The 23,172-nt window shown below is 70.3% G+C and carries 19 protein-coding genes and 1 pseudogene; 12 read left to right on the forward strand and 8 right to left on the reverse strand.

Going from position 1 to position 23,172, the window contains the following annotated elements; all coding sequences use genetic code 11:
* Positions 1-164: 164 nt before the first annotated feature.
* Entirely contained in the window at positions 165-1,271 is a 1,107-nt protein-coding gene (locus tag ABT288_RS22170) for a carboxylate-amine ligase (RefSeq protein WP_351610379.1), read from the reverse strand.
* Between the two features lie 276 nt (positions 1,272-1,547).
* On the reverse strand, positions 1,548-2,048 hold the full coding sequence (locus ABT288_RS22175; protein WP_351610382.1) for a DUF3592 domain-containing protein: 501 nt from the start codon (positions 2,046-2,048) through the stop codon (positions 1,548-1,550).
* A gap of 192 nt (positions 2,049-2,240) precedes the next feature.
* On the opposite strand from ABT288_RS22175, the gene ABT288_RS22180 reads away from it, so the two are divergent.
* Positions 2,241-3,617, forward strand: coding sequence for a glycoside hydrolase family 43 protein (locus ABT288_RS22180; protein WP_351610384.1), 1,377 nt, complete (start codon positions 2,241-2,243; stop codon positions 3,615-3,617).
* Between the two features lie 145 nt (positions 3,618-3,762).
* On the opposite strand, the gene ABT288_RS22185 is transcribed toward ABT288_RS22180, so the two are convergent.
* Positions 3,763-5,250 carry an extracellular catalytic domain type 1 short-chain-length polyhydroxyalkanoate depolymerase gene (locus tag ABT288_RS22185; protein ID WP_351610387.1) on the reverse strand — a complete coding sequence of 496 codons (1,488 nt, stop codon included), beginning with the start codon at positions 5,248-5,250 and terminating at the stop codon, positions 3,763-3,765.
* Positions 5,251-5,837: 587 nt separating this feature from the next.
* The gene (locus ABT288_RS22190) at positions 5,838-6,410 is read right to left on the reverse strand and encodes a TetR/AcrR family transcriptional regulator (RefSeq protein ID WP_351610389.1); all 573 of its coding nucleotides are present in this window, start codon (positions 6,408-6,410) and stop codon (positions 5,838-5,840) included.
* An 88-nt stretch (positions 6,411-6,498) separates the two neighbouring features.
* Here ABT288_RS22190 and ABT288_RS22195 point away from each other — a divergent pair, with 88 nt between their 5' ends.
* The 4 genes from ABT288_RS22195 (at position 6,499) to ABT288_RS22210 (ending at position 10,735) form a co-directional block, all read left to right on the forward strand.
* Positions 6,499-7,200, forward strand: a complete 702-nt coding sequence (locus ABT288_RS22195; RefSeq protein WP_351610392.1) for an SDR family oxidoreductase — start codon at positions 6,499-6,501, stop codon at positions 7,198-7,200.
* 764 nt (positions 7,201-7,964) lie between these two features.
* On the forward strand, positions 7,965-8,174 hold the full coding sequence (locus tag ABT288_RS22200) for a ferredoxin (RefSeq protein WP_351610476.1): 210 nt from the start codon (positions 7,965-7,967) through the stop codon (positions 8,172-8,174).
* Positions 8,164-9,519 (forward strand): NAD(P)/FAD-dependent oxidoreductase, encoded by a 1,356-nt coding sequence (locus tag ABT288_RS22205; protein ID WP_351610395.1) that lies wholly within the window; start codon positions 8,164-8,166, stop codon positions 9,517-9,519. Before ABT288_RS22200 ends, ABT288_RS22205 begins: the two co-directional genes overlap by 11 nt.
* Positions 9,520-9,550: 31 nt before the next feature.
* Positions 9,551-10,735 (forward strand): cytochrome P450, encoded by a 1,185-nt coding sequence (locus tag ABT288_RS22210; protein ID WP_351610398.1) that lies wholly within the window; start codon positions 9,551-9,553, stop codon positions 10,733-10,735.
* A gap of 211 nt (positions 10,736-10,946) precedes the next feature.
* Here ABT288_RS22210 and ABT288_RS22215 read toward each other — a convergent pair whose 3' ends face one another.
* The 3 genes from ABT288_RS22215 to ABT288_RS22225 form a co-directional block, all read right to left on the reverse strand.
* Entirely contained in the window at positions 10,947-11,216 is a 270-nt protein-coding gene (locus ABT288_RS22215) for a TetR/AcrR family transcriptional regulator (protein ID WP_351610400.1), read from the reverse strand.
* 823 nt (positions 11,217-12,039) lie between these two features.
* Positions 12,040-13,035: a hypothetical protein gene (locus ABT288_RS22220; protein ID WP_351610403.1), complete on the reverse strand. Its 996-nt coding sequence runs from the start codon at positions 13,033-13,035 to the stop codon at positions 12,040-12,042.
* A gap of 92 nt (positions 13,036-13,127) precedes the next feature.
* The gene (locus ABT288_RS22225) at positions 13,128-13,565 is read right to left on the reverse strand and encodes a PPOX class F420-dependent oxidoreductase (RefSeq protein WP_351610404.1); all 438 of its coding nucleotides are present in this window, start codon (positions 13,563-13,565) and stop codon (positions 13,128-13,130) included.
* A 124-nt stretch (positions 13,566-13,689) separates the two neighbouring features.
* Between ABT288_RS22225 and ABT288_RS22230 the strand changes: the two genes are divergently transcribed.
* Positions 13,690-14,502 (forward strand): amidohydrolase family protein, encoded by an 813-nt coding sequence (locus ABT288_RS22230; protein WP_351610407.1) that lies wholly within the window; start codon positions 13,690-13,692, stop codon positions 14,500-14,502.
* Positions 14,503-14,526: 24 nt separating this feature from the next.
* Here ABT288_RS22230 and ABT288_RS22235 read toward each other — a convergent pair whose 3' ends face one another.
* Positions 14,527-15,330: a hypothetical protein gene (locus ABT288_RS22235; protein WP_351610409.1), complete on the reverse strand. Its 804-nt coding sequence runs from the start codon at positions 15,328-15,330 to the stop codon at positions 14,527-14,529.
* Positions 15,331-15,565: 235 nt separating this feature from the next.
* On the opposite strand from ABT288_RS22235, the pseudogene ABT288_RS22240 reads away from it, so the two are divergent.
* The 6 genes and pseudogenes from ABT288_RS22240 (at position 15,566) to ABT288_RS22265 (ending at position 23,130) form a co-directional block, all read left to right on the forward strand.
* A pseudogene (locus ABT288_RS22240) lies at positions 15,566-16,903 on the forward strand (gluconate:H+ symporter).
* A gap of 116 nt (positions 16,904-17,019) precedes the next feature.
* Positions 17,020-17,886 carry a hypothetical protein gene (locus ABT288_RS22245; protein WP_351610412.1) on the forward strand — a complete coding sequence of 289 codons (867 nt, stop codon included), beginning with the start codon at positions 17,020-17,022 and terminating at the stop codon, positions 17,884-17,886.
* 79 nt (positions 17,887-17,965) lie between these two features.
* Positions 17,966-19,822, forward strand: coding sequence for a molecular chaperone DnaK (gene dnaK, locus ABT288_RS22250; RefSeq protein ID WP_351610415.1), 1,857 nt, complete (start codon positions 17,966-17,968; stop codon positions 19,820-19,822).
* 2 nt (positions 19,823-19,824) lie between these two features.
* On the forward strand, positions 19,825-20,370 hold the full coding sequence (gene grpE / locus ABT288_RS22255) for a nucleotide exchange factor GrpE (RefSeq protein WP_351610417.1): 546 nt from the start codon (positions 19,825-19,827) through the stop codon (positions 20,368-20,370).
* Between the two features lie 127 nt (positions 20,371-20,497).
* Positions 20,498-21,742, forward strand: a complete 1,245-nt coding sequence (locus ABT288_RS22260; RefSeq protein ID WP_450857038.1) for an LmeA family phospholipid-binding protein — start codon at positions 20,498-20,500, stop codon at positions 21,740-21,742.
* A 110-nt stretch (positions 21,743-21,852) separates the two neighbouring features.
* Positions 21,853-23,130: an ATP-binding protein gene (locus ABT288_RS22265; RefSeq protein ID WP_450857040.1), complete on the forward strand. Its 1,278-nt coding sequence runs from the start codon at positions 21,853-21,855 to the stop codon at positions 23,128-23,130.
* The last annotated feature ends 42 nt before the right edge of the window (positions 23,131-23,172 follow it).

A 23,172-nucleotide genomic window follows, 5' to 3' on the forward strand; every position in this document is an offset into this window, starting at 1 on the left:
AAGGGTGTCCGTCGATGTCGACGGAGTGCAGCCGAGTTCGGTTCGCCCGTCCACGAACCGCTCCCACTCCTGCGGCTTGCGCAACGAGGGCAACACCAGCCACATCCTCCCCAGCCGCGTGGCGCGCCAGGTTCTCCGCGGTCGTCCTGACGTCCGGCTCGGATTCACGGAACCTCGACGGCCAGGTCGTCCACCACAGCCCATAGGCCGTCCTCGTGCCGTTCCGCCACACGCCTCTGCCGCGCGGAGCCGGACCCGTTCAGCTGGACATCGCCCAGCCAGTCGCGGACGCGCCGATCGTCGCCGTGCCGGCTGAGGTGGGGCTCGACCCGTTTCCAGAGCTCCTCGATCAGCCGGCCGGCACTCGTGGGAGCGCAGTCGTGGGTGTGGGTGCCGGGAAGGGTCCCGCTCGGCCCGTGCCGGGCGGCCTGCCAGCACGCGGCCCGCAACAGCAGATCGGGAACGTCGGGCGCGAGTTCCCCGGCGCGTACCAGCTCCACGGCATGCCCGACGAGGGCGCGGACGAGCAGTGCGTACGCGGTGGTGGCCGCGGCGTCGGGCAGCACGTCCGCGATGCGCACCTCGATGGTGGGAAGATGCGCCGAGGGCCGGACGTGCCAGTAGACCATGGCCGGATCCAGCGCCGCCCCGCTGCCCACGAGTTGGCCGACAACCTGTTCGTAGTGGGCCGTGCCGCGCAGGCGGGGAGGGGGCCCTGCCGAGGGCCATCGACTCCACACCACCGAGCGCCAGCTCGCGTATCCGGTGTCACTCCCGTCGCAGTACGGGGAGTTGGCGGTCAGGGCCAACAGCAGAGGCATCCAGCCCCGCAGGTGGTTGACCGCCTGTATGGCTTCTTCCCGGTCGGCCACGCCGACGTGCACGTGGCAGGCGTTCACGCCCTGCTCGTGGATCAGCGGCCCGAAGCGGCGTGCGAGGGCCTGGTACCGTGCCTGGTCCAGGACGGGCGGCGGCCCGGAGCGGCCCAGGACCGCCACGCCGCTGGGCACCAGCAGGCAGTCGTGCTCGGCCGCCGCGGCAGCCGCCCCCGTGCGTAATCGGATGATCTCCGCCTCCAGTTCGACGCCCGTACGACACACCTCACTGACCGTCTCCACCTGGGACTGCGACAGCTCGGGTGCCACATGCTGCCCGCCGAGGCGATCGCCGGCGGCACGGACAACGGAACGCGACCTGCAGACGGCCGACCTGGTGCCCCGGTCGGCCAGCACGAACTCCTCCTCCACGCCGACTGTCGGCGGTGCGGGCACCCGCGGCGGGCACCCGGCCCCGCCCGCGGCAGCAGCAGGGGTCACGGCATCAAACGGCTCTGGCACATCCAGCCCCTTCGGAAGACACGGGACACCGTCATCCACTCGTCATGACTCCGCGCAGCTCGCGATCACTCCTCACGCGCCCGGGCGCCTAGGCCAGGTACCGACGAACAACGAGTGGGAACCGTCATGCTGAGCCTTCGAGCAAAGCCCCTGCAAGCGATTACCAAGCCACCATCGCCCCGCGCAGGAGGTCGCCCGGCGTCGCTTCCCTCAGTCGCGGAGCCGGTCGCCGACGAGTGCCGCCGCACCGGCCGCGGCCAGCACCAGGCCGATGGTGAAGGCGAGCCATCGGTGCTCGATCAGGTTCCATGCGTTCCAGCGCAGTACGCCGACCGCCTGCGCGTCTTCCGGGTCTGCCGGGTCGTAGACCACAGTGGTGTGCACATGGCCCTCGTCGTCCCTCGGGCCGCTCGGTACATAGAGGGTGTGGGCCAGGCGGGCCTCGGACGTGAACTGTGGCAGCCCCTTGGCATCGTGGAAGCTGAGCCATACCGCGCTCGTGGAACACTCGGCGCCGCGGCCGGTGGAGCACGTGCCGAGGACGGAGGCGTTGCCGGGAACCCGGCGCCCGTGTGCGCGCAGGTCGGATATCCGGTCATCGCCCTGGACGACCTCGACGATGTTCGCGGCAAGGATGCCCACGCCGAGCACAGCCATCACCAGAGCGGCGACGGTGTGACTCCATCTTCTCTCACGCCTGTTGAACTGCACCTCCCCACGCTATCCGGGGGGTGACGCAGGCGCTGCGGGTGGGGCGCCGGGCCGTTCGCCTTGGGCCGATGACGCACGAGGATTGACGCGGACATGGCCACGTCTTACCTTCTGACCGATTAACCGAACCATGTTCGATATTCCAAACAGCGCTTGCCGTCCTGAAGGGCCCCACTCCCCCTTGGAGCACGCATGACCACCTCCCGTCGCCACTTCCTCGGCATGGCGGCCGCCACCCCCTTGGCGGTGACCGGCGCGCTCACCCTCGGCGCCGGCACCGCGCACGCGGCCGACTCGGCGTACGTGATGTGCTACTTCACCGAGTCCACCAGCCTCGGCGAGGGCACGGACTACGGCCTCCACCTCGCCGTCAGCGCCGACTCGCTCAACTGGATGCCCCTGAACCAGAACAACCCCGTCGTCACGCCCACCGAGGGCGACCTCGGGCTGCGCGATCCCTTCATCCTGCGCAAACAGGACGGCACGTTCGTCGTCCTGGCCACGGACCTCAAGGGCACCGACTGGACCTACGTCAGCCAGTACATCCACGTCTGGTACTCGACCGACCTGCGCACCTTCACCGGCTACCACCGGCTGAAGCTGCACGACATGAACACCCACTGCTGGGCGCCCGAGGCCTTCTGGGACGCGGCCCGGGGCCAGTACGCGGTCATCTACTCGGCCGTCAACGGCAGCGGGCACAACGTGGTCATGGTCAACTACACGACCGACTTCGTCACCGCCTCCGCACCCCAGGTCTTCTTCGACCCCGGCTACGACGTGATCGACGGCGACATGGCCGTCGGCGTGAACGGCGTCAACTACCTCTACTTCAAGAAGAACCAGACACTCGTCGGAGCGAGATCCACCTCCCTCGAGCCCGGCAGCTTCACGGAGTTCAGCACGGCCGTCTCCCATGGCGGCACCGAGGCCCCTACCCTCGTCAGATCGCTGACCTCGAACACCTGGTACCTGTGGGGCGACACCTACACGCCCAACGGCGTGTTCTATGCCTGGCAGACCAACGATCTCGCCACGGGCACCTGGACGGCCCTCGACCAGAAGACCTACACCCAGCCGCTGAACTCCAAGCACTGCGGCATCACGGCCATCAGCAGGACCGAGTACGACAACCTCGTCGCCAAGTGGGGTGCGCCCACCTGGAACCGCCTCAAGTCCTACAACAATCCGGGCCGTTACGTCCGCCACAGCAATTTCGTCGGCCGGATCGACGAGTACCCCGTCGACCCGCCCACCGACTCGCAGTGGACGCTCGTCCCCGGCCTCGCGGACGCCGGGGGTGTCTCGTTCCGGTCGGTCAACTACCCGACCCGCTACCTCCGCCACTACGACTACCAGCTGCAACTGGACGTCAACGACGGTACGTCGACGTTCGCCGCGGACGCGACCTTCTACCGCACAGCAGGCCTGGCGGACGCGGGATGGGCATCCTTCCGTTCCTACAACAACCCGACCCGCTACATACGGCACTCGAACTACGTGCTGCGCATCGACCCGATCTCCACGACCACGGACCGGCAGGACGCGACCTTCCGGGTCGGGTACTGACCGAGGCTCCCGCCCGGCGGCCGGCAGGAACCCTGGTCCGCCGGCGTGCCGGTGACCACCGTCCAGGGCCGGTACGGGATCACCGGCGCGGTCTACTGCGGCTACCGCGCCTGGGGCCGCCGACGCGTTGTGCGTGTCCGAACCGTCAGGACGGGCAGCCGGAGTCGGCTATGACGTAGTAGCCGGACGAGGTCTCCTCAAGGGTGTGGGTGACCGCGACGTTGTAGAGGCCCATGTTCTGGTTGGATCCGTTGGCGTAGACGTAGCCGCCGCTCTGGTGAGCGCGGCCCGCCGCGACCTGGTTGTAGTTGTTGTCGGTGAAGCACTGCGGCTGGTACCCGGTGGTGGTGGCCGCGACCGCCGAAGACGGGGAGCCGACCGCGCCGCCGGAGTCCACCGCGGCGACCGTGTAGCCGTACCGCGTACCGGACTTGAGCCCGGAGTCGCTGTACGACGTGCCGGTCGCCGAGCCGACCTTGGTGCCGTCCCGGTAGACGTTGTACGACGCCGCGCCGCTCACCGCGGACCAGGACAGGGACACGGTGGTGTCGGTCGTGCCGGTCACCGTGAGCCCGGTGGGCGCCGGGAGGCTGCCGGTGCCACTCCCGGCGGAGGTGTCGAGACCCCAGAACTTCGCGGTCCAGTACGACGAGCAGATGTAGTTGAGGTAGTACGTCCCCGTGCTGCCGCACTGGTCGGTGGCGGACCCGGGGTTCACCGCGAGGCCGTGTGCCATCCCTGAGACGGAGAAGGTCTCCACCGCCGGCTTGCCGTTCGCCTCGTTGTACATGGCCTGTGTCGTGCCGCCGGTCAGGCTCGTGGTCGAGGACGGGGTCTGGCCGATGCCCCAGACGTTGGTCCACTGGTCCCGTTCCTCGGTGGCGTTGGCGGGGTTGACCGTGGTGTCGCCGGTGCCCTGCCAGATCGCGACGCGCGGCCACGGCCCGCCCCAGCCGCCGGACGCGCTGCGCACCGCGTCGCCCCACTGTTGCGGCGTCTTGTTCACCGCGTTGTACTCGCAGGTCAGACCGCTGGACAGGTCGGTCGCGCAGCCTGCCGGGATACCGGAGTCGATGGCGCCGCCCGCGAACACGTCGGGGTAGTCGGCGAGCATGACCGAGGTCATCGCGCCGCCGGCCGACAGTCCCGTGACGTAGACGCGGCTCGGATCGCTGCCGTAGTGGGACTTGGCGTAGTCCACCATCTGCTTGATCGACAGTGCCTCGCCCTGGTCACGGGTGTAGTCGGAGGACTGGTACCAGTTGAAGCAGGAGTTGGCGTTGTTGGAGCTGGTGGTCTGCGGGAAGACCAGTGCGAAGCCGTACATGTCGGCGTACTTGGGCCAGCCGGAGTGGCTGTAGTAGTCGCTCGCGCTCTGTGTGCACCCGTGCAGGGCCACGACCAACGGCGCGCCGGACGGCAGGTTGTCGGGGACGTACTGGAACATCTGCAGGCTGCCGGGGTTGGAGCCGAAGCCCGTGACCTCCTGCAGGCTCGCGGCGTGCGCGGGGGCCGGGGAGAGTCCGAGGACCACTGCGATCAGGGACAGGACCAGCCCCGCGGCGGAGGCAGGGCGCGGCCATGTTCGGCGCCACCAGCGGCGCGGCAGCGAATGGGGGGAAGTGGGGTTCATCGTGCCACCTGGGTGATCGCGTCGGTTGGGGAGGTCGAGGACAGCCGTGCCCCTTCTTCGCATGCGGGTGCGTGGCTGCGGAGTTACAGGGACGTTACGTCCGGCCTTACGGGGCCGTAATGGAGATGCGCCCCACCTCCCGGCGGTGGGGCGTGTGGCTCCTCACCGTTGTGGAACGCTTCGCCCCGGCGGATGTGCACCGAGGTGATCGGCGAGGTCTCCGTCATGCCCCACACGCGGAACCCCATGACGAGGTGCAGGCGGCGCCGGCCCGAGAGACGTGAATGAGCACGGGCCCGAGACGCCTCCGGGCCCGTCCACACGGTGGGCAACGGTGATGACGTGCCCGGACCGGCGCTCCCTCATGGTGAGGAGGACGGCCGCGGCGTCTGGCTCCACTCGTCGGCGCCCAGCTCTTCCATGAGGGCGAGCGGCATGACGCCGGCGTTGTTGACCAGGGCATCGACCCAGCACGAGACGATGGCGCCCGGAGTGCCCGCACCGCCGTGCGATGCACCGCACCGCAGGTCGCGACTCGCCCGGCGCACAGCACTGGGCCTTCCCGACAGGAGGGCGCCCGTGCGCGGCTACCCGCGGGGGATGTCCGCCGCGTCCAGCAGGGCAGTGGCCGTGGTGACGGCGAGGCCTCTCAGTGGTTCCGCCCGGACGACGGCGCGGGCGCTCGCGCCGTCGAACACCATGGTCAGTTGCTGAGCGAGCGTCTCGGGGTCGCGGGCACCGCCCCGTTCGGCCTGGCGCTGGAAGAAGTTCGTCATCTCCTGCTTGTGCCGCCGGACGACCTCGCTCGCCGGATGCCCCGGGTCCTTGTCCTCGATCGCGGTGGCCACCAGCGGGCAGCCCCGGTAGTCGGGGCGGGCGGCCAGCTCCTCCAGCCGCTCGAAGACCCGCAGAATGGTGCCGCGGGGCGAGCCGGTCTCGTCCTCCGTCATCAGCAGGGCCTGGTATGCCGGGCCTCTCCGCTCCAGGCTCGCCGCCATGAGCTCGTCCTTGCTGCCGAACAGCTGGTACATCGAGCGCTTGGACACCCCGGCCGCCTGGCAGAGGGCTTCGACGCCGATACCCGCGCCCTCGCGGTAGAACAGGTCGCTCGCCGCGTCCAGCAGCCGATCGCGCGAGGAGCCCCTGTCTGTCGTGGTCACGCAATGAGACTACTCCCCTCCCTTGCACTCGGAAACCGATCGGTTTACCGTTCTGGAAACCGATCGGTTTACCTGTTGGGAGATATGTATGACCACCATCCAAGACGCCGTCGTCCTCGTCACCGGTGGAAGCCGCGGCCTGGGAAAGGCCGTGGTGGAGAGCCTCTACACCCGTGGCGCCAAGAAGGTCTACGCGACCGCGCGCGACCCCCGCACCGTGACCCACCCGGACGCGGTGGCGCTTGCCCTGGAGACGACCGACCCGGCATCCGTGGCCGCGGCCGCAGAGCAGGCCCAGGACGTCACCATCCTGGTCAACAACGCCGCCGGCGCGGTCAGTGCGTCCTTTCTGGACAGCCCGGTCGAGGACATCCGCCGGGAGTTCGAGGTGAACTTCTACGGTCCGCTCAGCGTGGCCCGGGCCTTCGTCCCCGTCATCGAGAGAAACGGCGGCGGCCACATCCTCAATGTCCACTCCGTGCTCTCCTGGATCGCCCTCGCCGGCTCCTACAGCGCCTCCAAGGCCGCACTGTGGTCGATGACCAACTCGCTGCGGCTGGACCTCCGGCCGCGCGGCATCGGTGTCACCGGTCTGCACGTGGGCTACATCGACACGGACCTGGCGGCCCATGTCGACGCGCCCAAGGTCACACCGCAGAGTGTCGCGGAACAGGCACTCGACGGCATCGAGAGCGGCGCCTTCGAGGTGCTCGCCGACGACCGGACCCGGCAGGTCAAGGCAGGTCTCGCCGCAGACCCTTCCGCGCTTTATCAGCAACTGGCCGGCTAGACGCGGCTGGATGAGGAGTCCGATGTCGGGCCGAGCGCCCGGTCAGGGTGACCTCCCGGATCGGGAATGCAGGGGGCCCGGGCGCCCACGATTACATCGAGAGCACCGGCACCGACCTCTGCACGGGCGCCGGCCGACCAGGGCGGCGCATGGGTCATCGTCGCCACGGCCTCCGGCGGTACGTCCATGAACCCACCCGTTCGCGGACCGGCCCCGGGCGGCACGCTGGTGGCGGTCGGCGCCGCGCCCGACCTGCTGACGGTCGCCACGCCTGACCTGGTCCTCGGCACCCGCCGCATCGTCGGCAGCCTGACCGGATCGTCGATCCAGAACGAGGACAACCTCAGCGGATCTGTCGGGCAACCCGCGCCGCGCACATCGGGTGCTGCCCGCCGGCCTCGGCACCGCCGGCCTCGGCCGAGCCCGGCACCACAGGCCGGCGACGACCGTTCCGCCCCCAGAGGTCAGCGACGGGTGCCTTCTGCCACGGCGTCCGGAACGAAACCGCATGGCCTGCGCGGAGATGTTCACCGGCGTCGGCCATGTCGGCGCGCGCACCGAGGAGATCAGCCACACGGGCCGCAACTGGGCGTTTTCCTCCGGACGTTCAGCCGCCTCGCCCTTGTCGGCGTCACGTTCAGCCCCGCCCGCGCACTGGGCTGACGACGGACCGGCGGCGTCCCTCGAGCAGTCGCCGTGCGGGCCTCCGGCTCCCGGCCCATGCTGGAGGTGAGGGGGGTGTGACAGCGGAGGAAGTGGTGGAGATGCGGACCGTTGTCGACCTCACGCGCTGCCAGGGCTATGCACAGTGCGTGTTCCTCGCGCCGGAGGTGTTCGCACTGCACGGCGAGGAGGGGCTGCTCTATGCCACGGCCGTGCCCGCCGACCAGGAAGAACGCGTGCGCCAAGCCGCCGCGGCATGCCCGGTGCAGGCCATCCTCCTCGGTGAAGAGGTGAGCACCGGTGCCCGGTGACCTGAAAGACGGCCGTATCGTCATCGTCGGCGCGTCCCTGGCCGGGCTGCGAGCCGCGGAGACGCTGCGCGAGGAGGGCTTCACCGGCTCACTGACCGTGGTCGGCGACGAGCCCCACGTGCCCTACGACCGGCCGCCGCTGTCCAAGCAGGTGCTGCTCGGGCAGGCGACGGCGGACACCCTCGAGCTGCCGATGCGCCGCGACCCCGAGGCCGAGTGGCGGCTGGGCGTCCGCGCCACCGGTGTGGACCTGCTGGCCAAACGGGTGCTGCTGGAGGACGGCGAGTCACTGCCGTACGACCGGCTGCTGATCGCCACCGGCACCCGGGCGCGCCCCTGGCCCAACCCGGAGGAAGCCGCCCTGAACGGGGTGTTCACGCTGCGCACGCGCGAGGACGGGGAGGGGCTGGCCGAGCGGCTGGCCGCCGGGCCGGGACGGGTGCTGGTGATCGGCGGCGGATTCACCGGCTCCGAGATCGCTTCCGCCTGCCGTGAACTGGGGCTGCAGGTCACGGTCGCCGAACGCGGCCCCGCGCCCCTGGTGGGCGCGCTCGGCGGCACACTGTCGAAGCTCGCGGCCGTCATGCAGCGCAACCACGGCGTGGACCTGCGCACCGGGGTGACGGTCACCGCCCTGAACGGCAACGGCGCCTTCACCGGCGCGGATCTGTCCGACGGCGGCCACGTCGAGGCGGACGTGTGCGTCGTGGCACTGGGCGCGGTCCGCAACGTGGAGTGGCTGGCCGACTCCGGGCTGGCGGCGGGCCCGCGCGGGATCGCCTGTGACGCCGGGTGCCGCGCCTTCAACATGTACGGGATCGTCACCGACGACGTCTTCGTGGCCGGCGACGTGTCCCGCTTCCCCCACCCGCTCTTCGGCTACCAGATGCTGTCCCTGGAACACTGGGGCAACGCGGTCGAGCAGGCCGAGGTGGCGGCTCACAACATGGTCAGCCCCGGGCCGCTGCAGCGCCCGCACCTGGCCGTCCCGGTGTTCTGGTCGACCCAGTTCGGCCTCAACATCAAGTCGGTGGGCGTGCCCACCTACTCCGACCACGTGGTCATCGCGCAGGGCTCCCTCGAAGCGCGCCGTCTCGCGATGGTCTACGGCTACCAGGGCCGGGTCACCGCCGCCGTCACCGTCGACATGGCCAAGTGCCTCGACTACTACCGGCACCTGATCGAGACGGCCGCCCCGTTCCCCCCGCCGCCCGGCGCGGCGGACCGGGCGATCGCGGCCGACATCCCGATCCCCTCCCTCGTACCCGATCCGTCGGTGCTCTCCCACGGCCCGACCGTCGCGCTCACCGGTCACCTTCCCGACCGCCGGCTGACGGTGGTGTGACGCACGTCCCGTACAACGACGAGGAGCCGTCATGGACTCCGAGACCTTGCTGGCACGGATCACCGACTACGCCAGTCGCCCGAACCCCTACCCGCTGTACGCGGAGCTCCGCGAGGCCGGACCGGTGGTGTGGCAGGCAGGCGGCACCTGTCTGGTCGGCGGCTACCACCAGATCGCCGCTCTGCTCCACGACCCACGGATGAGTGCCGACCCCCGTACCCGCGGCGAAGTGGCCCACAAGCCGCCCTTCCTGCGGCTCGACGACCCCGAACACCACCGACTGCGCACCCTGGCCATGCGGCCCTTCGGACCCCCGCACAGCCCCGGTCGCGTCGACGGAATGCGCGGTGAGATCGACCGGATCACCGGCGAACTGATGACATCCTTCGAGGCGGGCCGGCAGATCGACATCGTCGACGACTTCGCCTATCCGCTGCCCGTCACCGTGATCTGCCGCCTGCTCGGTGTGCCCCGAGAGGACGAGCCGCTCTTCCGGGCCTGGTCCGATGCCCTGGTCGCGGCCGCGGACGTCAGGGCCGACGAGGACACCGCGGACACCGACAAGGCCGGCGAGCAGGCGCGGATCGAGATGGGCGGCTACCTGGTGAATCTCGCCGAAGAGCGCCGGGGCAGGCCGGGCGACGATCTGCTCTCCGCCTTCGTCAACGAGCCCGACCCGACCCTGCGGCTCACCCAGGAGGAGCTCGCCGAGACCGCCGTACTGCTCCTCATCGCCGGACACGAGACCACGGTCAACCTCATCACCAACGGCGTGCTCACCCTGCTGCGCCGGCCCGACCAGCTCGACCGCCTGCGCCGCGAACCCGGCCTGATGCCGCGAGCGGTTGAGGAGCTGCTGCGCTACGAACCACCGGTCCACATGCGCGAGCGCATCCCGCACGCCGACCTCGACGTCGCCGGCACCACCATCCCCCGAGGCACCTCCGTCATCCTTGCCCTCGCCTCGGGCAACCGGGACCCCAGACGGTTCGACGAACCCGACCGCTTCGACCCCACCCGCCCCGACAACCAGCACCTCGGCTTCGGCAGCGGCATCCACCTGTGCTACGGCGCGCCCCTCGCCCGCCTCGAAGCCCAGGCCGCGCTCGGCGCGCTGCTCCCCCACCTCGGCACCGCAGGCCTCGTCCAGGACCCGCCGCCGTACCGGCAGAACGCCATGCTCCGCGGCCCCCGCCACCTGCCCATCCAACTGTGAGGCCGCGCGGCAAAGGTCACGACGGCTGACGGCGGGAGTGGTCCTGCGCCATGGTCACCGCCGACCGCGTCCTCACCGCGCTCCTCACCGGACGCGTCGGCTACGGCCGCTCGTCGGGCTGCCGCCGCTTCGCCGCCCGGCCCGCCGGCGCTTTCCCGTCACGCAGGCGTCCGTCGAGTGCCGCGAGGACGTGGCGGCAGATCGCGTCGGGTTACGCGCTCGCCAGTGGCTCCTGGCCGACGACGACGCGCATCACGCCGATGCCGAGCAGCCAGGCCATGGCGAGCTGGGCGCGCAGCTTGCCGTCGTCGGCCGAGGAGAGGGCGGCGAGCGCGGCGGCGTACTCCTCCCCCAGCGCTCGGACGGTCTCCGGGGCGGCGTCGGCGCTGCCGATGGAGCGCAGGTAGACGGCCGGCAGCCGGTCCGACCCGGGTTCGCCGCCGGCTTCCGCGAGGACACCGCGCAGCGCGGTCTCGAACAACCCACGTCGATGCCCTGGGCTCGCAAGCCGGCCTCCCTCTGACACCGGCGAGCCTCCGGCGCTGCTGGACGGGTACGGCCGTCACCGCGGCACGCACCGACGTCCGCTCCGCGCTTTCCGCCCGGCTGCAGGCCCGTGAGGACGCCACGGTGCTTGCGGTCCTGTCCTGGGCACCGGCGTGCAGGCCCGCTCCCACGCCCGCGCGGAGATCCGGCCAAAGTGGGCGCCCCGGCCGGGGAGTTGTCGGCCGTGCTGGACGCCGAGGTCCGCGCAGCGTCCAGCCAGGCCGAGGCTCTCGGCGGCTAGGACATCGCCGCCGCGACCACCCGTTCCCTGGAACCGGTGATCCGCCGCCCCTGGCTGTCACCGGGAGCGCACATCACGTCGGTGGGGTTCCATGCGGTCGGCCGGGAGACCGATGACGTCACGGTCGCCGAGGCAACGGTGTGCGTCGAACCGCGGCAGGCTGCGCTGGCTCCTTTCCGCGGCCACGGCGACCTGCACCAGCACGCCGACCGATTTACAGAGGGTGATCCGGTCCCGCCCTGGTCGTCACCGTCGCTCGGGAGCAGTGGATCGGCGAAGAGATCACCTTTTGACACCGAATCCTGAGGTGACCTGGACCACACATCGGAAGGGCTTCCGCCACAGCCGGTGGAGGCGTAGGTTCCGTTTACCCCGCGAGAGCGCCTTCGCAGGCGCCGGTCCGCCAAGTCCCGGGACGGCGGACCAGCGGGGGCCAACCTTCAGATTGTGACGATCCGGCCGACCCTGCGGTCGGGCTCCCGAACGGCCGGTGGCCGGGCCGGCTCAGGCATGGTCCTCAGCCGGTCGGGAGACCCAGGCCGTAGAACGTGACGTGGTACGGGCCCATGTACTCCGCCTCGCCGCCGACGATGAGGTCCTCCGGCTGCTGCACCCCCGCCGCGCGTGCCGTCGCCACCAGCATCTCCGCCAGTTCGTGGCCCCGCGGCTCCCCCGGGCCGCCCGCGTCGACGCGCCAGCGGGGGTCGTGGTCGTCGTCCCACACCTCCCGCGTGGCCGGGTGGTCCGCCACCTGGCCCCAGCCGAGGGCCTCTGGTCGCGAGTCCATGTCGTACGGCGGGAAGCAGCCGATCGCCAGGCGGTCGTCGCAGGATATTTCGAACAGGAGCGGTGCGCCGGGGCCCGCCCCACGGCCGTAAACCGGCATGCCGATCGGCCTGCCCAGGGCTGTGGTCTCGGCCGGGAGGGTGGACAGGAAGTCCGCCAGCGAGCCCGTCACCGTCTTCCAGCTCTGTGCGCGCCAGCCGCCGGGGTGGCCCAGGCCGGCGTTCGCGGGGTCGCTGCGGCTGCCGAAGAATCCGCTGATCGCGTGTTCCTCGCCGTGGCCCTGACGCCAGAACCAGTTCTCCAGCGGATCGGTCGGCTGCAGCACCAGCTCGGGGCCGTCCGCACCGGCTCGGAGTTCCAGAGTGTTCGGCCGGCCGCGCCAGCGCAGGTACGGGCTGCCCCAGACCGGCCCTGAGGCGTAGAACGGGCCCAGGTCGCCGTACACGCCCATGATCGACGCCTCGCCGAGTTCCGCCGTGAGCTCCTCCCTCACCGCGCGGAAGGCGGCCGCCTGGGCCGCGGCACCCGGGCCGGCCGGCGTCAGCACCGGCACCGCGAGCTCCACGTACGCCTCGCCGTTCACGTACGCCTCCTCGAACCGCCCCACCGGGCGCAGGCGGCCCTCCCGGCCGAGGGCGGCGAGCAGGGCCCGGGTGCCGGCTTCCGTCCAGCCGTCCGCGTCGGTCGCGAGCAGGCGCCTTGCCAGGTGTGCGTTCGTCTCGTTCATACGGTGATCATGGCAGCCTGCACTGACAATCGCGGAAGTCGGCCACAGTTGCCGGGCATGGAGAAGGCAGGCAGTGATGCAGGAGGTCCCGGTCAGGAAGGGATGACTCCCGGGCGGAACGGTTCGACGCCGACGATGTGGCGCACCCGCTCCGGCTCGACCAGCACGTGTACCCGCCGCTCGCCCTCGAGCAGCCAGGGATAACCGTTCAGGCCCAGGTACTTGCGGGCCAGCCGGTCCATGCCGCGCTCGGCCTCCTCGCCCTCCACGAAACGCACCGCGCGGCCGGAGATCTGCACCCGGTCGTAGGGGTTCTCGGCGTCGGCGTGCGAGAGGTGGACCCGGGTGTCGTTGCGCAGGTTCTCCTCCTTGATCCGGCCGACCGAGGTGTTGAAGACGATCAGCCGCCCCTCCAGCCCCACCCACATCGGCGTGACATGCGGTGCTCCGTCCGGCCTCACCGTGGCCACGTACCAGAAGTTCGGCTCCTCCAGCCGCTTCCGCACCAGCTCGTTCAACTCCGCCGCCATGACCGCTCTCCTCGCTTTGATCTCCTCGTGCACAATCACTCTGTCACAGAGGCACATTGACGGTCCGTCAGCCAGGCAGCGTCGTCGTACGGCGGCGATGCCACGAGAGAGAGGCGAGGAGCCCGTGTCGGTCATCGATGTGTGGATGCAGCACCCCACGCTCCGTCATTCCAACCACGAGATGTTCGAGTCGTTGCGCCGATGGACGGGGCAGGGGCTGCTGGAGGAGCCGCTGCCGGTCAAGGCCACGGTGGCGGCCATGGCCGCGGCAGATGTGGAGACCGGTCTTTCGGCCGCCTGGTACGGGCCTCAGGGACCGCTGATCAGCAACGACGAGGTGGCCGAGTTCGTCGCGCAGGCCGACGGACGGCTGCGCGGGGTCGCGGGCGCCGACCTCACCCGGCCCGTCCAGGCCGTGCGCGAGCTGCGCCGGGCCGTGGAGGAGCTCGGCTTCATCGCGCTGCGGATCGTGCCCTGGCTGTGGCAACTGCCGCCCACCGACCGGCTGTACTACCCGCTGTACGCCGCCTGCGTCGACCTCGGCATCCCCTTCTGCACCCAGGTCGGTCACACCGGCCCGCTGCGCCCCTCCGAGACCGGTCGCCCCATCCCCTACATCGACCAGGTCGCGCTCGACTTCCCCGAACTGACCATCGTCTGCGGTCACATCGGCTACCCGTGGACCACGGAGATGATCGCCGTGGCCGACAAACACGCCAACGTCTACATCGACACCAGCGCCTACACCGCCCGCCGCTACCCGCGAGAGCTTGTCGAGTATCTGCGCGGCCGGGGCCGCAGGAAGGTGTTGTTCGGCACGAACTACCCCATGATCACCCCTGTCCAGGCACTGGAACACCTCGGTGATCTCGGCCTGGACGAAGAGGCCACCGACCTGTTCCTGTCCGCGAACGCCCGCCGGGTCTTCGGCCTCTGACCGCCGAGTCGGCCCGGGTCGGGTTCACCCGCGGCGGCGGTAGTAGCTGATGTCGTCCGTGGTCGCGTAGTTGCCGTGGTCGACGTCGATGACGGTGATCACCGCGATGTCGCCGCTCGTCGTGTCACGCAGGCAGAACGTGCTGCCGGGCGGCGCCTGCCGGAAGTGCAGCCACCCGTCGGCAGGGTGGCGAGTGGCCTCGGCGGCGCACTGCCCGGCGGTCGGCACGGCCTTCCCCGGTACGACGAAGGCGTCGGTGAGCGGCTGGAGTTCAAAGGCTCCGTTGCCGTCGCCACCGGCGTCCGTGCCGACACTCCAGGCGGTCTCCGAGCCGCTGACCGCTCCCGCGCGCAGGTCGAAGTAATAGCGGTAGTTCTTCAAGGACAGAGTCCGGTGCCGGTAGACCGGGGCATAGTCGTCCGGGGTGGTCGTCGCGGGGGCGGACGGCCGAGCACTGGAGGCCGCTGCATCGGATGCCGCGCCCCCGTGGGCGGCCTCCGGCGCCAGCACCCCGTAGACCACTCCGGCCACCGCGGTCGTGACGGCCGCCGACACCACCGCCGTCGTCACGCGATCCCGGGTCAGCCACCGCCGTCCACCGGGCGGCACCGGCGGCGGGCCGGACGGAACCGCGTCCGGGCCGTCGGAGGGATCCGCGTCCGGGGGCGTCGTCGGCGCGGCCGGCCGGCCGTTGTTCTGGTCGGTGGAGGGCACTGGCAGGATCTGTGCGGCCCACGGACTCAGCGCCTTGTCCGCGGCTCCGGAGGCCGCCACGGCGAAGGCGAAGGCGATGGCGATGGCCCACCGATTGCCCGCATCGTGCGTCACTCATAACCCGCTCAGCGCGTACAGCGCCATCAGCGCGGCGGCAAAAGTCCACAGTGTCACAAGGAGCACGACCAATCGCCGGCGTCCCGCGCTCACATCCGCTCCCCAGCGTCTGCGGCACAGCGACCCGTCAAGTCTGGTACGGGCCGACCGCGTTGGGGAGGGCGCAAGCGACAGCAGGTCAGATCCCGTCCGTGTTCACACAGGCGACCGTAGTTCAAAGGGGAACCGGCCCATGCCACTTGTCGTCGTAGCCGTCGGCGTACTGATCCTGCTGTTCCTGATGACGAAGCTGAGACTGAACGGCTTCGCCGCGCTGCTGCTCGTGGCCGTGGGCGTCGGTCTCGTCCGGGGCATCCCGCTGGAGAAGATCCCCGACGTGCTCTCCGAGGGCATCGGCGGGCAGATCGGCGACACCATGCTGACCATCGGACTCGGCGCGATGGTCGGCCGCGTGATGGGTGACTCGGGCGCGGCCCAGTGGATCGCCGGCAGGCTGCTCGACCTCTGCGGCCCGCGCCGGGTCCAGGTGGCCATGGTGCTGGCGGCCATGCTCATCGGCGTCACCATGTTCTACGAGGTCGCGTTCGTCATCATCGTGCCGGTCGCCTTCACCCTCGTACGGGTCACGCGGACGAATCTGCTGTGGGTCGGGCTGCCGATGTCGATCGCCCTGTCCACCATGCACAGCTTCCTGCCGCCGCACCCCGGCCCGACCTCGGTCGCCGCGGCCTAACACGCCTCGGTCGGACTGACCCTGTTCTACGGCCTGTTCATCGCCGTCCCGGCCGGTGCGCTGGTGGCGCTGACATGGCCGCGCCTTCCGTTCGCCCGGCGGATGACCCCCTCCATACCCACGGGCCTGGTCAGCGACCGGGTCTTCACCGACGAGGAGATGCCGGGCATGGGCTGGTCGCTGTCGGTGGCCCTGCTGCCCATGGTGCTCATCGCCGGAGCCGCGGTGACGGACCTGGCCACCTCCGGGTCCGGGCCCGCCCTGCACTTCGCCGCCTTCATCGGTTCGGCGCCCATCGCCCTGCTGCTCACCCTCGGCGTCGCGATGTGGGCGTTCGGGCCTCGGATCGGCCGCAGCCTGGAAGAGGTCGGTGCCTCCTGCCGGTCGGCGGCCCAGGCGATGGCGATGATCCTGCTCGTGATCGGCGCGGGCGGCGCGTTCAAGCAGGTCCTCGTGAACGGCGGGATATCGGACTACATCAAGGACACCACCGCCGGCTGGTCGCTCTCGCCGATCATCCTGGCCTGGCTCATCGCCACCATCCTCCGCGTGGCCCTCGGCTCCGCGACGGTCGCCGTGGTCACCGCCTCCGGTGTGGCGCTGCCACTCCTCGCCGGCAGCGGAGTCCACCCGGAGATCATGGTCCTCGCCATCTCCTGCGGATCGATCGCCTTCTCCCACGTCAACGATCCCGGGTTCTGGATGTTCAAGGAGTACTTCAACCTGTCCGTCATCGACGCGATCAAGGCGCGCACCACGTACACGACCGTGCTCTCCGTCCTCGGCCTGGGCGGCGTCCTCGCCATGGAGTCCGTCCTGGATGTCCTGAACGTGTGACCGTACGGCCGGCTCCCCGCAAGCCCGCCACCGCCGTGCGACCGAAGGACACCGGAGCACCTCGGTGTGGCAGACATACCGGAACACAAGGGGCGAGACATGATGGAGGCACCGATGTGTTCCGCGAGGAGGAGTACGGCATGGCCGAGTCGGGCTCTGACGACACCGAGGCCGTGGCGAGCGGCAAGTCGCGGTTCGACGACATCTACGACCGGCCGGACCCCCGCATGTACTTCAGCCGGCTGGCCCCGCTGGAGTACGAGATCCCGCACCATGCCCAGCCGGCCTTCCGGCAGGCCGCCGCCGAACGGGCCGCGCTCGACGACGGCGTCCCCCACCGGCCTGCGGTGCTGGACGTGTGCTGCTCCTACGGGATCAACGCCGCGCTGCTCAACCACGACCTGACGCTGGCGGACCTGTACGAGCGGTACACCGCACCCGACTTCCAGAAGATGTCGACGGCGCGACTCGCGGCCCGGGACAAGGAGTTCTACGCCGGGCGGCGCCGACCGGACGCGGTGCCGGTGTTCGGCCTGGACGTCGCGGCCCCCGCCGTGCGGTACGCGGTGGAGGTGGGTCTCCTGGACGCCGCCTTCACCGACGACCTGGAGCAGGGACCGCCCGGCCCCGGGCTGAAGCGTGCGCTCGCCGAGGTCGGGCTCATCACGCTGACCGGGGGCGGCAGCTATGTCACCGCCCGCACCTTCACCGCACTGCTCGACGGCGTCCGCAGGCCGGTGTGGGTCAGCGCGTTCGTGCTGCGGACGGTGTCGTACCACCCGATCGTCCGCGCATTGGCCGCGCATGGCCTGCACACCACACTCGATGCATCCCACACCTATCCCCAGCGGCTCTTCACGGACGAGCGGGAACGGCAGTATGCGATCGCGACGGTCCGGGCGCTGGGCCATGATCCTGCCGGCCGCGAGGAGAACGGCCGTTTTCACAGCCTGCACTACGAGTCCCGGCCCCGTACGCCCTGACATCCCGCCACGGGGCCTGGCCACTTTCCGCCGTCGGCCAGGGCGCCGACAATGGAGGTGACGAGGAAGGAGAGTGCAGATGGCGCGTCCAGTCGGTATAGACCTGGGAACGACGAACTCCGTGGTCTCGGTCCTCGAGGGCGGCGAGCCCACCGTGGTCACCAACGCCGAAGGAGCCCGGACCACGCCGTCGGTCGTGGCGTTCGCGAAGAACGGTGAGGTGCTGGTCGGGGAGGTCGCCAAGCGCCAGGCCGTCACCAACGTCGATCGCACCGCGCGTTCCGTGAAGCGGCACATGGGCGATCACGCCTGGCGGTTCCCCGAGCACGGTGACGTCGACGGCAAGCGCTACACGGCACAGGAGATCTCCGCACGCGTGCTGCAGAAACTGAAGCGGGACGCGGAAGCGCACCTGGGCGAGGACGTCACCGACGCCGTGGTCACCGTCCCCGCCTACTTCGACGACGCCCAGCGGCAGGCGACCAAGGAGGCCGGGGAGATCGCCGGCCTGAACGTGCTGAGGATCATCAACGAGCCGACGGCGGCGGCGCTGGCGTACGGCCTGGACAAGGAGAACGATCAGACGGTCCTCGTCTTCGACCTGGGCGGCGGCACCTTCGACGTGTCCCTGCTGGAGATCGGCGAGGGCGTCATCGAGGTCAAGGCCACCAACGGCGACACGCACCTCGGGGGCGACGACTGGGACCAGCGGATCGTCGACCACCTGGTCACGACCTTCAAGAACAACTACGGCATCGATCTCGCCAAGGACAAGATGGCCGTGCAGCGGCTGCGGGAGGCCGCGGAGCGGGCCAAGGTCGAGCTGTCGAGCTCGACGGAGACCAACGTCAACCTCCCTTACATCACGGCCTCCGCGGAGGGACCGCTGCACCTGGACGAGAAACTCACCCGCTCCCAGTTCCAGCAGCTGACATCCGACCTGCTGGAGCGTTGCCAGGGCCCGTTCCACAACGCGGTCAGGGACGCCGGGATCAAGGTGTCCGACATCAACCACGTCATCCTGGTGGGCGGCTCCACCCGTATGCCGGCGGTCACGGAGCTGGTGCGGGAGCTGACCGGCAAGGACCCGCACAAGGGCGTGAACCCGGACGAGGTGGTGGCGGTCGGTGCCTCGCTCCAGGCCGGTGTCCTCAAGGGCGAGGTCAAGGACGTCCTGCTGCTCGACGTCACCCCGCTGTCCCTGGGCATCGAGACCAAGGGCGGCATCATGACCAAACTGATCGAACGCAACACCACGATCCCCACCCGTCGTTCGGAGATCTTCACCACCGCCGAGGACAACCAGCCCTCGGTGACCGTGCAGGTCTACCAGGGCGAACGGGAGATCGCCGCCTACAACAAGAAACTCGGCATGTTCGAGCTCACGGGCCTCGCACCCGCGCCGCGCGGCGTACCGCAGATCGAGGTCGCCTTCGACATCGACGCCAACGGCATCATGCACGTCTCGGCCAAGGACCTCGGCACCGGCAAGGAACAGAAGATGACCGTCACCGGCGGCTCGGCGCTGCCGAGGGACGACATCGACCGCATGGTCCGCGAGGCGGAGCAGCACGCCGAGGAGGACCGCAGGCGCCGGGAGGCCGCGGAGACCCGTAACCAGGCCGAACAGCTCGTCTACTCCACCGAGAAGCTGATCAGGGACAACCCCGACAAGATCCCGGCGGACGCGAAGAGCGAGACGGAGAGCGCGATCACCGAGCTGAAGGAGAAGCTGAAGGGCGAGGACACGGCGGCGATCCGGCAGGCCATGGAACGTGCGGCCGAGGCGGCACAGAAGATCGGTACGGCGATGTACGAGAGTTCGCGCGCGGAGAGCCAGACGCCCTCCGGTGCGGACACGTCCTCCGCCGCCTCCGCGGACGAAGGCGTGGTGGACGCCGAGATCGTCGACGACGACAAGCCGGAGGCGGGCTGACGATGGACAAGGGCCGGCTGCAGAACCCGGACCCGGCCCAGCTGCAGCGTCTGCTGGAGGAACGCACGGCCGACCTGCAGCGGGTGAAGGCCGAGTACGACAACTACCGCAAGCGGGTGCGCCGGGACCGGATGGCCGTAGGCGAGATCGCCGTGGCCAACGTCCTGCACGCCCTGCTGCCCGTCCTGGACGCCGTCGACCGCACGTGCGCGCACGAGCCCATGACGCCGGGCCTGAGGGACATCACCGACACCCTGGCCGCCCAGCTGGGATCCCTGGGACTCGAGGTCTTCGGGGAGAAGGGCGACCTCTTCGACCCGGCGTGCCACGACGCCGTCACCCATCACGTCTCCCCCGACACCGACCAGCTGATCTGCACGAAGATCCTGCGCCCGGGCTACCGGCTCGGTCCCCGGCTGCTCCGCCCGGCACACGTGGAGGTCACCGGGCCGGAGCCGCCCCCGAGAAACCCGCTCGTGCACGACCGAGCGGAGCCCCGGTTCACGGTGATCGACACGGGTGACGGTCCCCGGGGCTGCGGCACGTAGGCGCGAGACGCCGCGCGATGCCGACTGCCTGACCGGGGGCTGCGTACCGGCCGCGGAGGGGCTGAGTTCACGCCTTACTTCAGGGAGGACTTGCGGTTCGGGTGTGACTATGTGATCAAATCTACCGATGCGTACCCCCCACCATCAGACGCATCATGCTGCCCAGTCGGACGGACCTCCCACCGAGATGGTTCCGCCCCGCCGTAATCCCTACGACGAACTGGCCTCGCTGGCAGGCCATCCGCTGGACGACTTCCTCACCGAGGACGGCGGGGCGGCCCGGCGGGACGAAGACGCCGAGGAGCCCTGGGCACCGCCCAACCACCGGCGCGGCAGCCGCCGTCGCAACCGCGCCACGGGCCTGCCCACCGTGGCCCGATGCCTTGTCTGGGTTCTCACCCTCGCCTGCCTCGCCACCCTGGCCGACCGCTGGGCACTGCTCTACGCCGAGCACAAGGCCTCTCAACAGCTCAAGGACAAGCTGCATCTGGTCGCCGCCCCCGAGGTCCGCATCGGCGGCTTCCCCTTCCTCACCCAACTGGCCGCACAGCGCCTGGACTCCGTCTCCGTCACCGTCCCCGACATCCCCGCGCACCGGGTGACCCTCACCCAGGTCACCGCCACCGCCGACGACATACGCCTCGACGGCGACGGGCCCACCGCGGTGCGTGGTGCGCTCGTCCGGCAGGTGCACGGTCAGGTCCTGCTGTCCTTCGCCGACATGAACCGCGAACTGGGCGCCTCGCAGGTGGCGTTCACGGCAGATGGCCCCGGCCGTGTGCTGGCCCGGGGCACCCTGCGTGTCGGGGGCCGCGCGCTGAGCGTACGGGCCGACGCCCGCATCCGGCGCGACGGGGACCGTGGCATCGCCACCTCTGTGGACGGCATACGGCTCGACATCGACGACCTCGCCACGTACCGGCCCGGCACCGGGCCCGACGAGGGCCTCCACCTGACTCCCGCCTCAGCGCGCCGTCTCACCCGGGAGGCGGAGAAGATCAAGGCCCTGCTGGCGGTCCCGGCGATCGTGCACCGCCTGGGTGTCCCCGACAGCGCGGTGCGCGCCGCGCTCCACGACGAGGACAGACTCCATCAACTCACCGGCGCGCCGCGCTTCCTGCACGAACTGGCTCGCGTCAACCTCCTCGACGTGGCACTCGCCCACCCGACGCTCCTGAAGCGGCTGGGACTGGACCCGACCTTGCTCACCGCCCTGACCAAGCTCACCCGCCCCGAGATCGCCGACCGCTACTCCTTCGCCGTCCAGCTGCCGGCACCACCCGGCGGCGCCGTGCGCCTGCAGCGCGTGACGGTGGGCAGGGACGGCATCCGCGCGGACGTGTCGGGGACGGGACTGCTCCTGGGCCGCTGAGCACTCGGGCCCGGTCGCGGCGCCGCCGCCGAAGATCGGCATCGGCTCGGTTCGTCGCCGGCTGCCGCAGCAGAGACAATGGGACTCCCACACCGGGCGAGGTGGTGGCGATGCCCGCTTGGCATCTGCGTGACTATCACGACGACGATCTTGATCAGGCCATCCAGATCTGGGACCAGAGCCGCCGGGCCGACGAGGACCGGGTGTTTCCCGTGTCGGAGGTGATGGCCGCGGCCAAGGCCGGTCAGACGGCGGTGGTCGCCGTGGTCGGCGGCGAACTGGTGGGCATGGCCGTGGCGCAGGCCCAGGGCAAACGGGGCTGGATCCTGCTGGTGGCACTCGCCTCCCGATGGCGCGAGCGCGGGATCGGCAGTGCTCTGCTCGCCGAATTGGAACGGCGGCTGCGCGCACTGGGCGTGCGCCACATCAGCACGCTGCTGCCCGCCGGCGCCGCTGGGACGAAGGCTCTGGAGAACTCGGGCTACCGGTTCCGTGACGACCTGACCTACTACGAGAAACTCGAACCACCGGGAACCGCCAACGCCGATGTCCTCGCCGCGCTGGGCGGCCGCATGCTCCCCGAGGGACTCTGGGGCACCATGGCCGGCATGGAGCGCGAGAAGGAGGTCATCGAGCGCCGTGTCGTGCTCCCGCTGACCGAGCCCGCCCTGGCCGACCGCTACGGTCTCACCCCGCCCAAGGCGATCATCCTGTTCGGCCCGCCGGGCACCGGCAAGACCAGTTTCGCCAAGGCGGTGGCCTCGCGGCTCGGCTGGCCGTTCGTGGAACTCTTCCCGTCCCGGCTCGCGGCCGACACGAGTGAGGGTCTGTCCGTGGCGCTGCGGGACACCTTCGCGGACCTGGCGGAACTGGACTCGGTGCTGCTCTTCATCGACGAAGTCGAAGAGATCGCGGGGGTACGTTCAGGAAAGGCGGTCGATCCCGGCCATGGAGTGACCAACGAGCTGCTCAAGCTCATCCCTGTCTTCCGTGAGCACGACTCGCGGTTGCTGGCCTGTGCCACCAATTCGGTGCGCTCTCTCGACCCGGCCTTCCTGCGGCCGGGCCGGTTCGACTACGTCATCCCCGTCGGCCCTCCGGACCCCACGGCTCGCGCGGCGATCTGGGACCGCTATCTCAGGGCAGCCGCCGGCTCGGTCGACCTCAGCCAACTGGTCGAGGCCAGCGAGCTGTTCACCCCGGCCGACATCGAATTCGCCGCCCGCAAGGGTGCGCAGGCGGCGTTCGAACGCGAAGTCACGCAACGCCAGGGCCGGCCGGCCACCACCGAGGACTACATGACGGCCATCGCCGACACCCGGCCGACGCTCACCGCGCAGGCCATCGAGGAGTTCGCCGAGGACATCGACACGTACAGCCGGCTCTGAGTCACGGCCTCGCTCAGCACGCGGCTGCCTGTCCCGCAAGGA

It is taken from the genome of Streptomyces sp. NPDC001093, from assembly GCF_040298985.1.
Classification (GTDB): domain Bacteria; phylum Actinomycetota; class Actinomycetes; order Streptomycetales; family Streptomycetaceae; genus Streptomyces.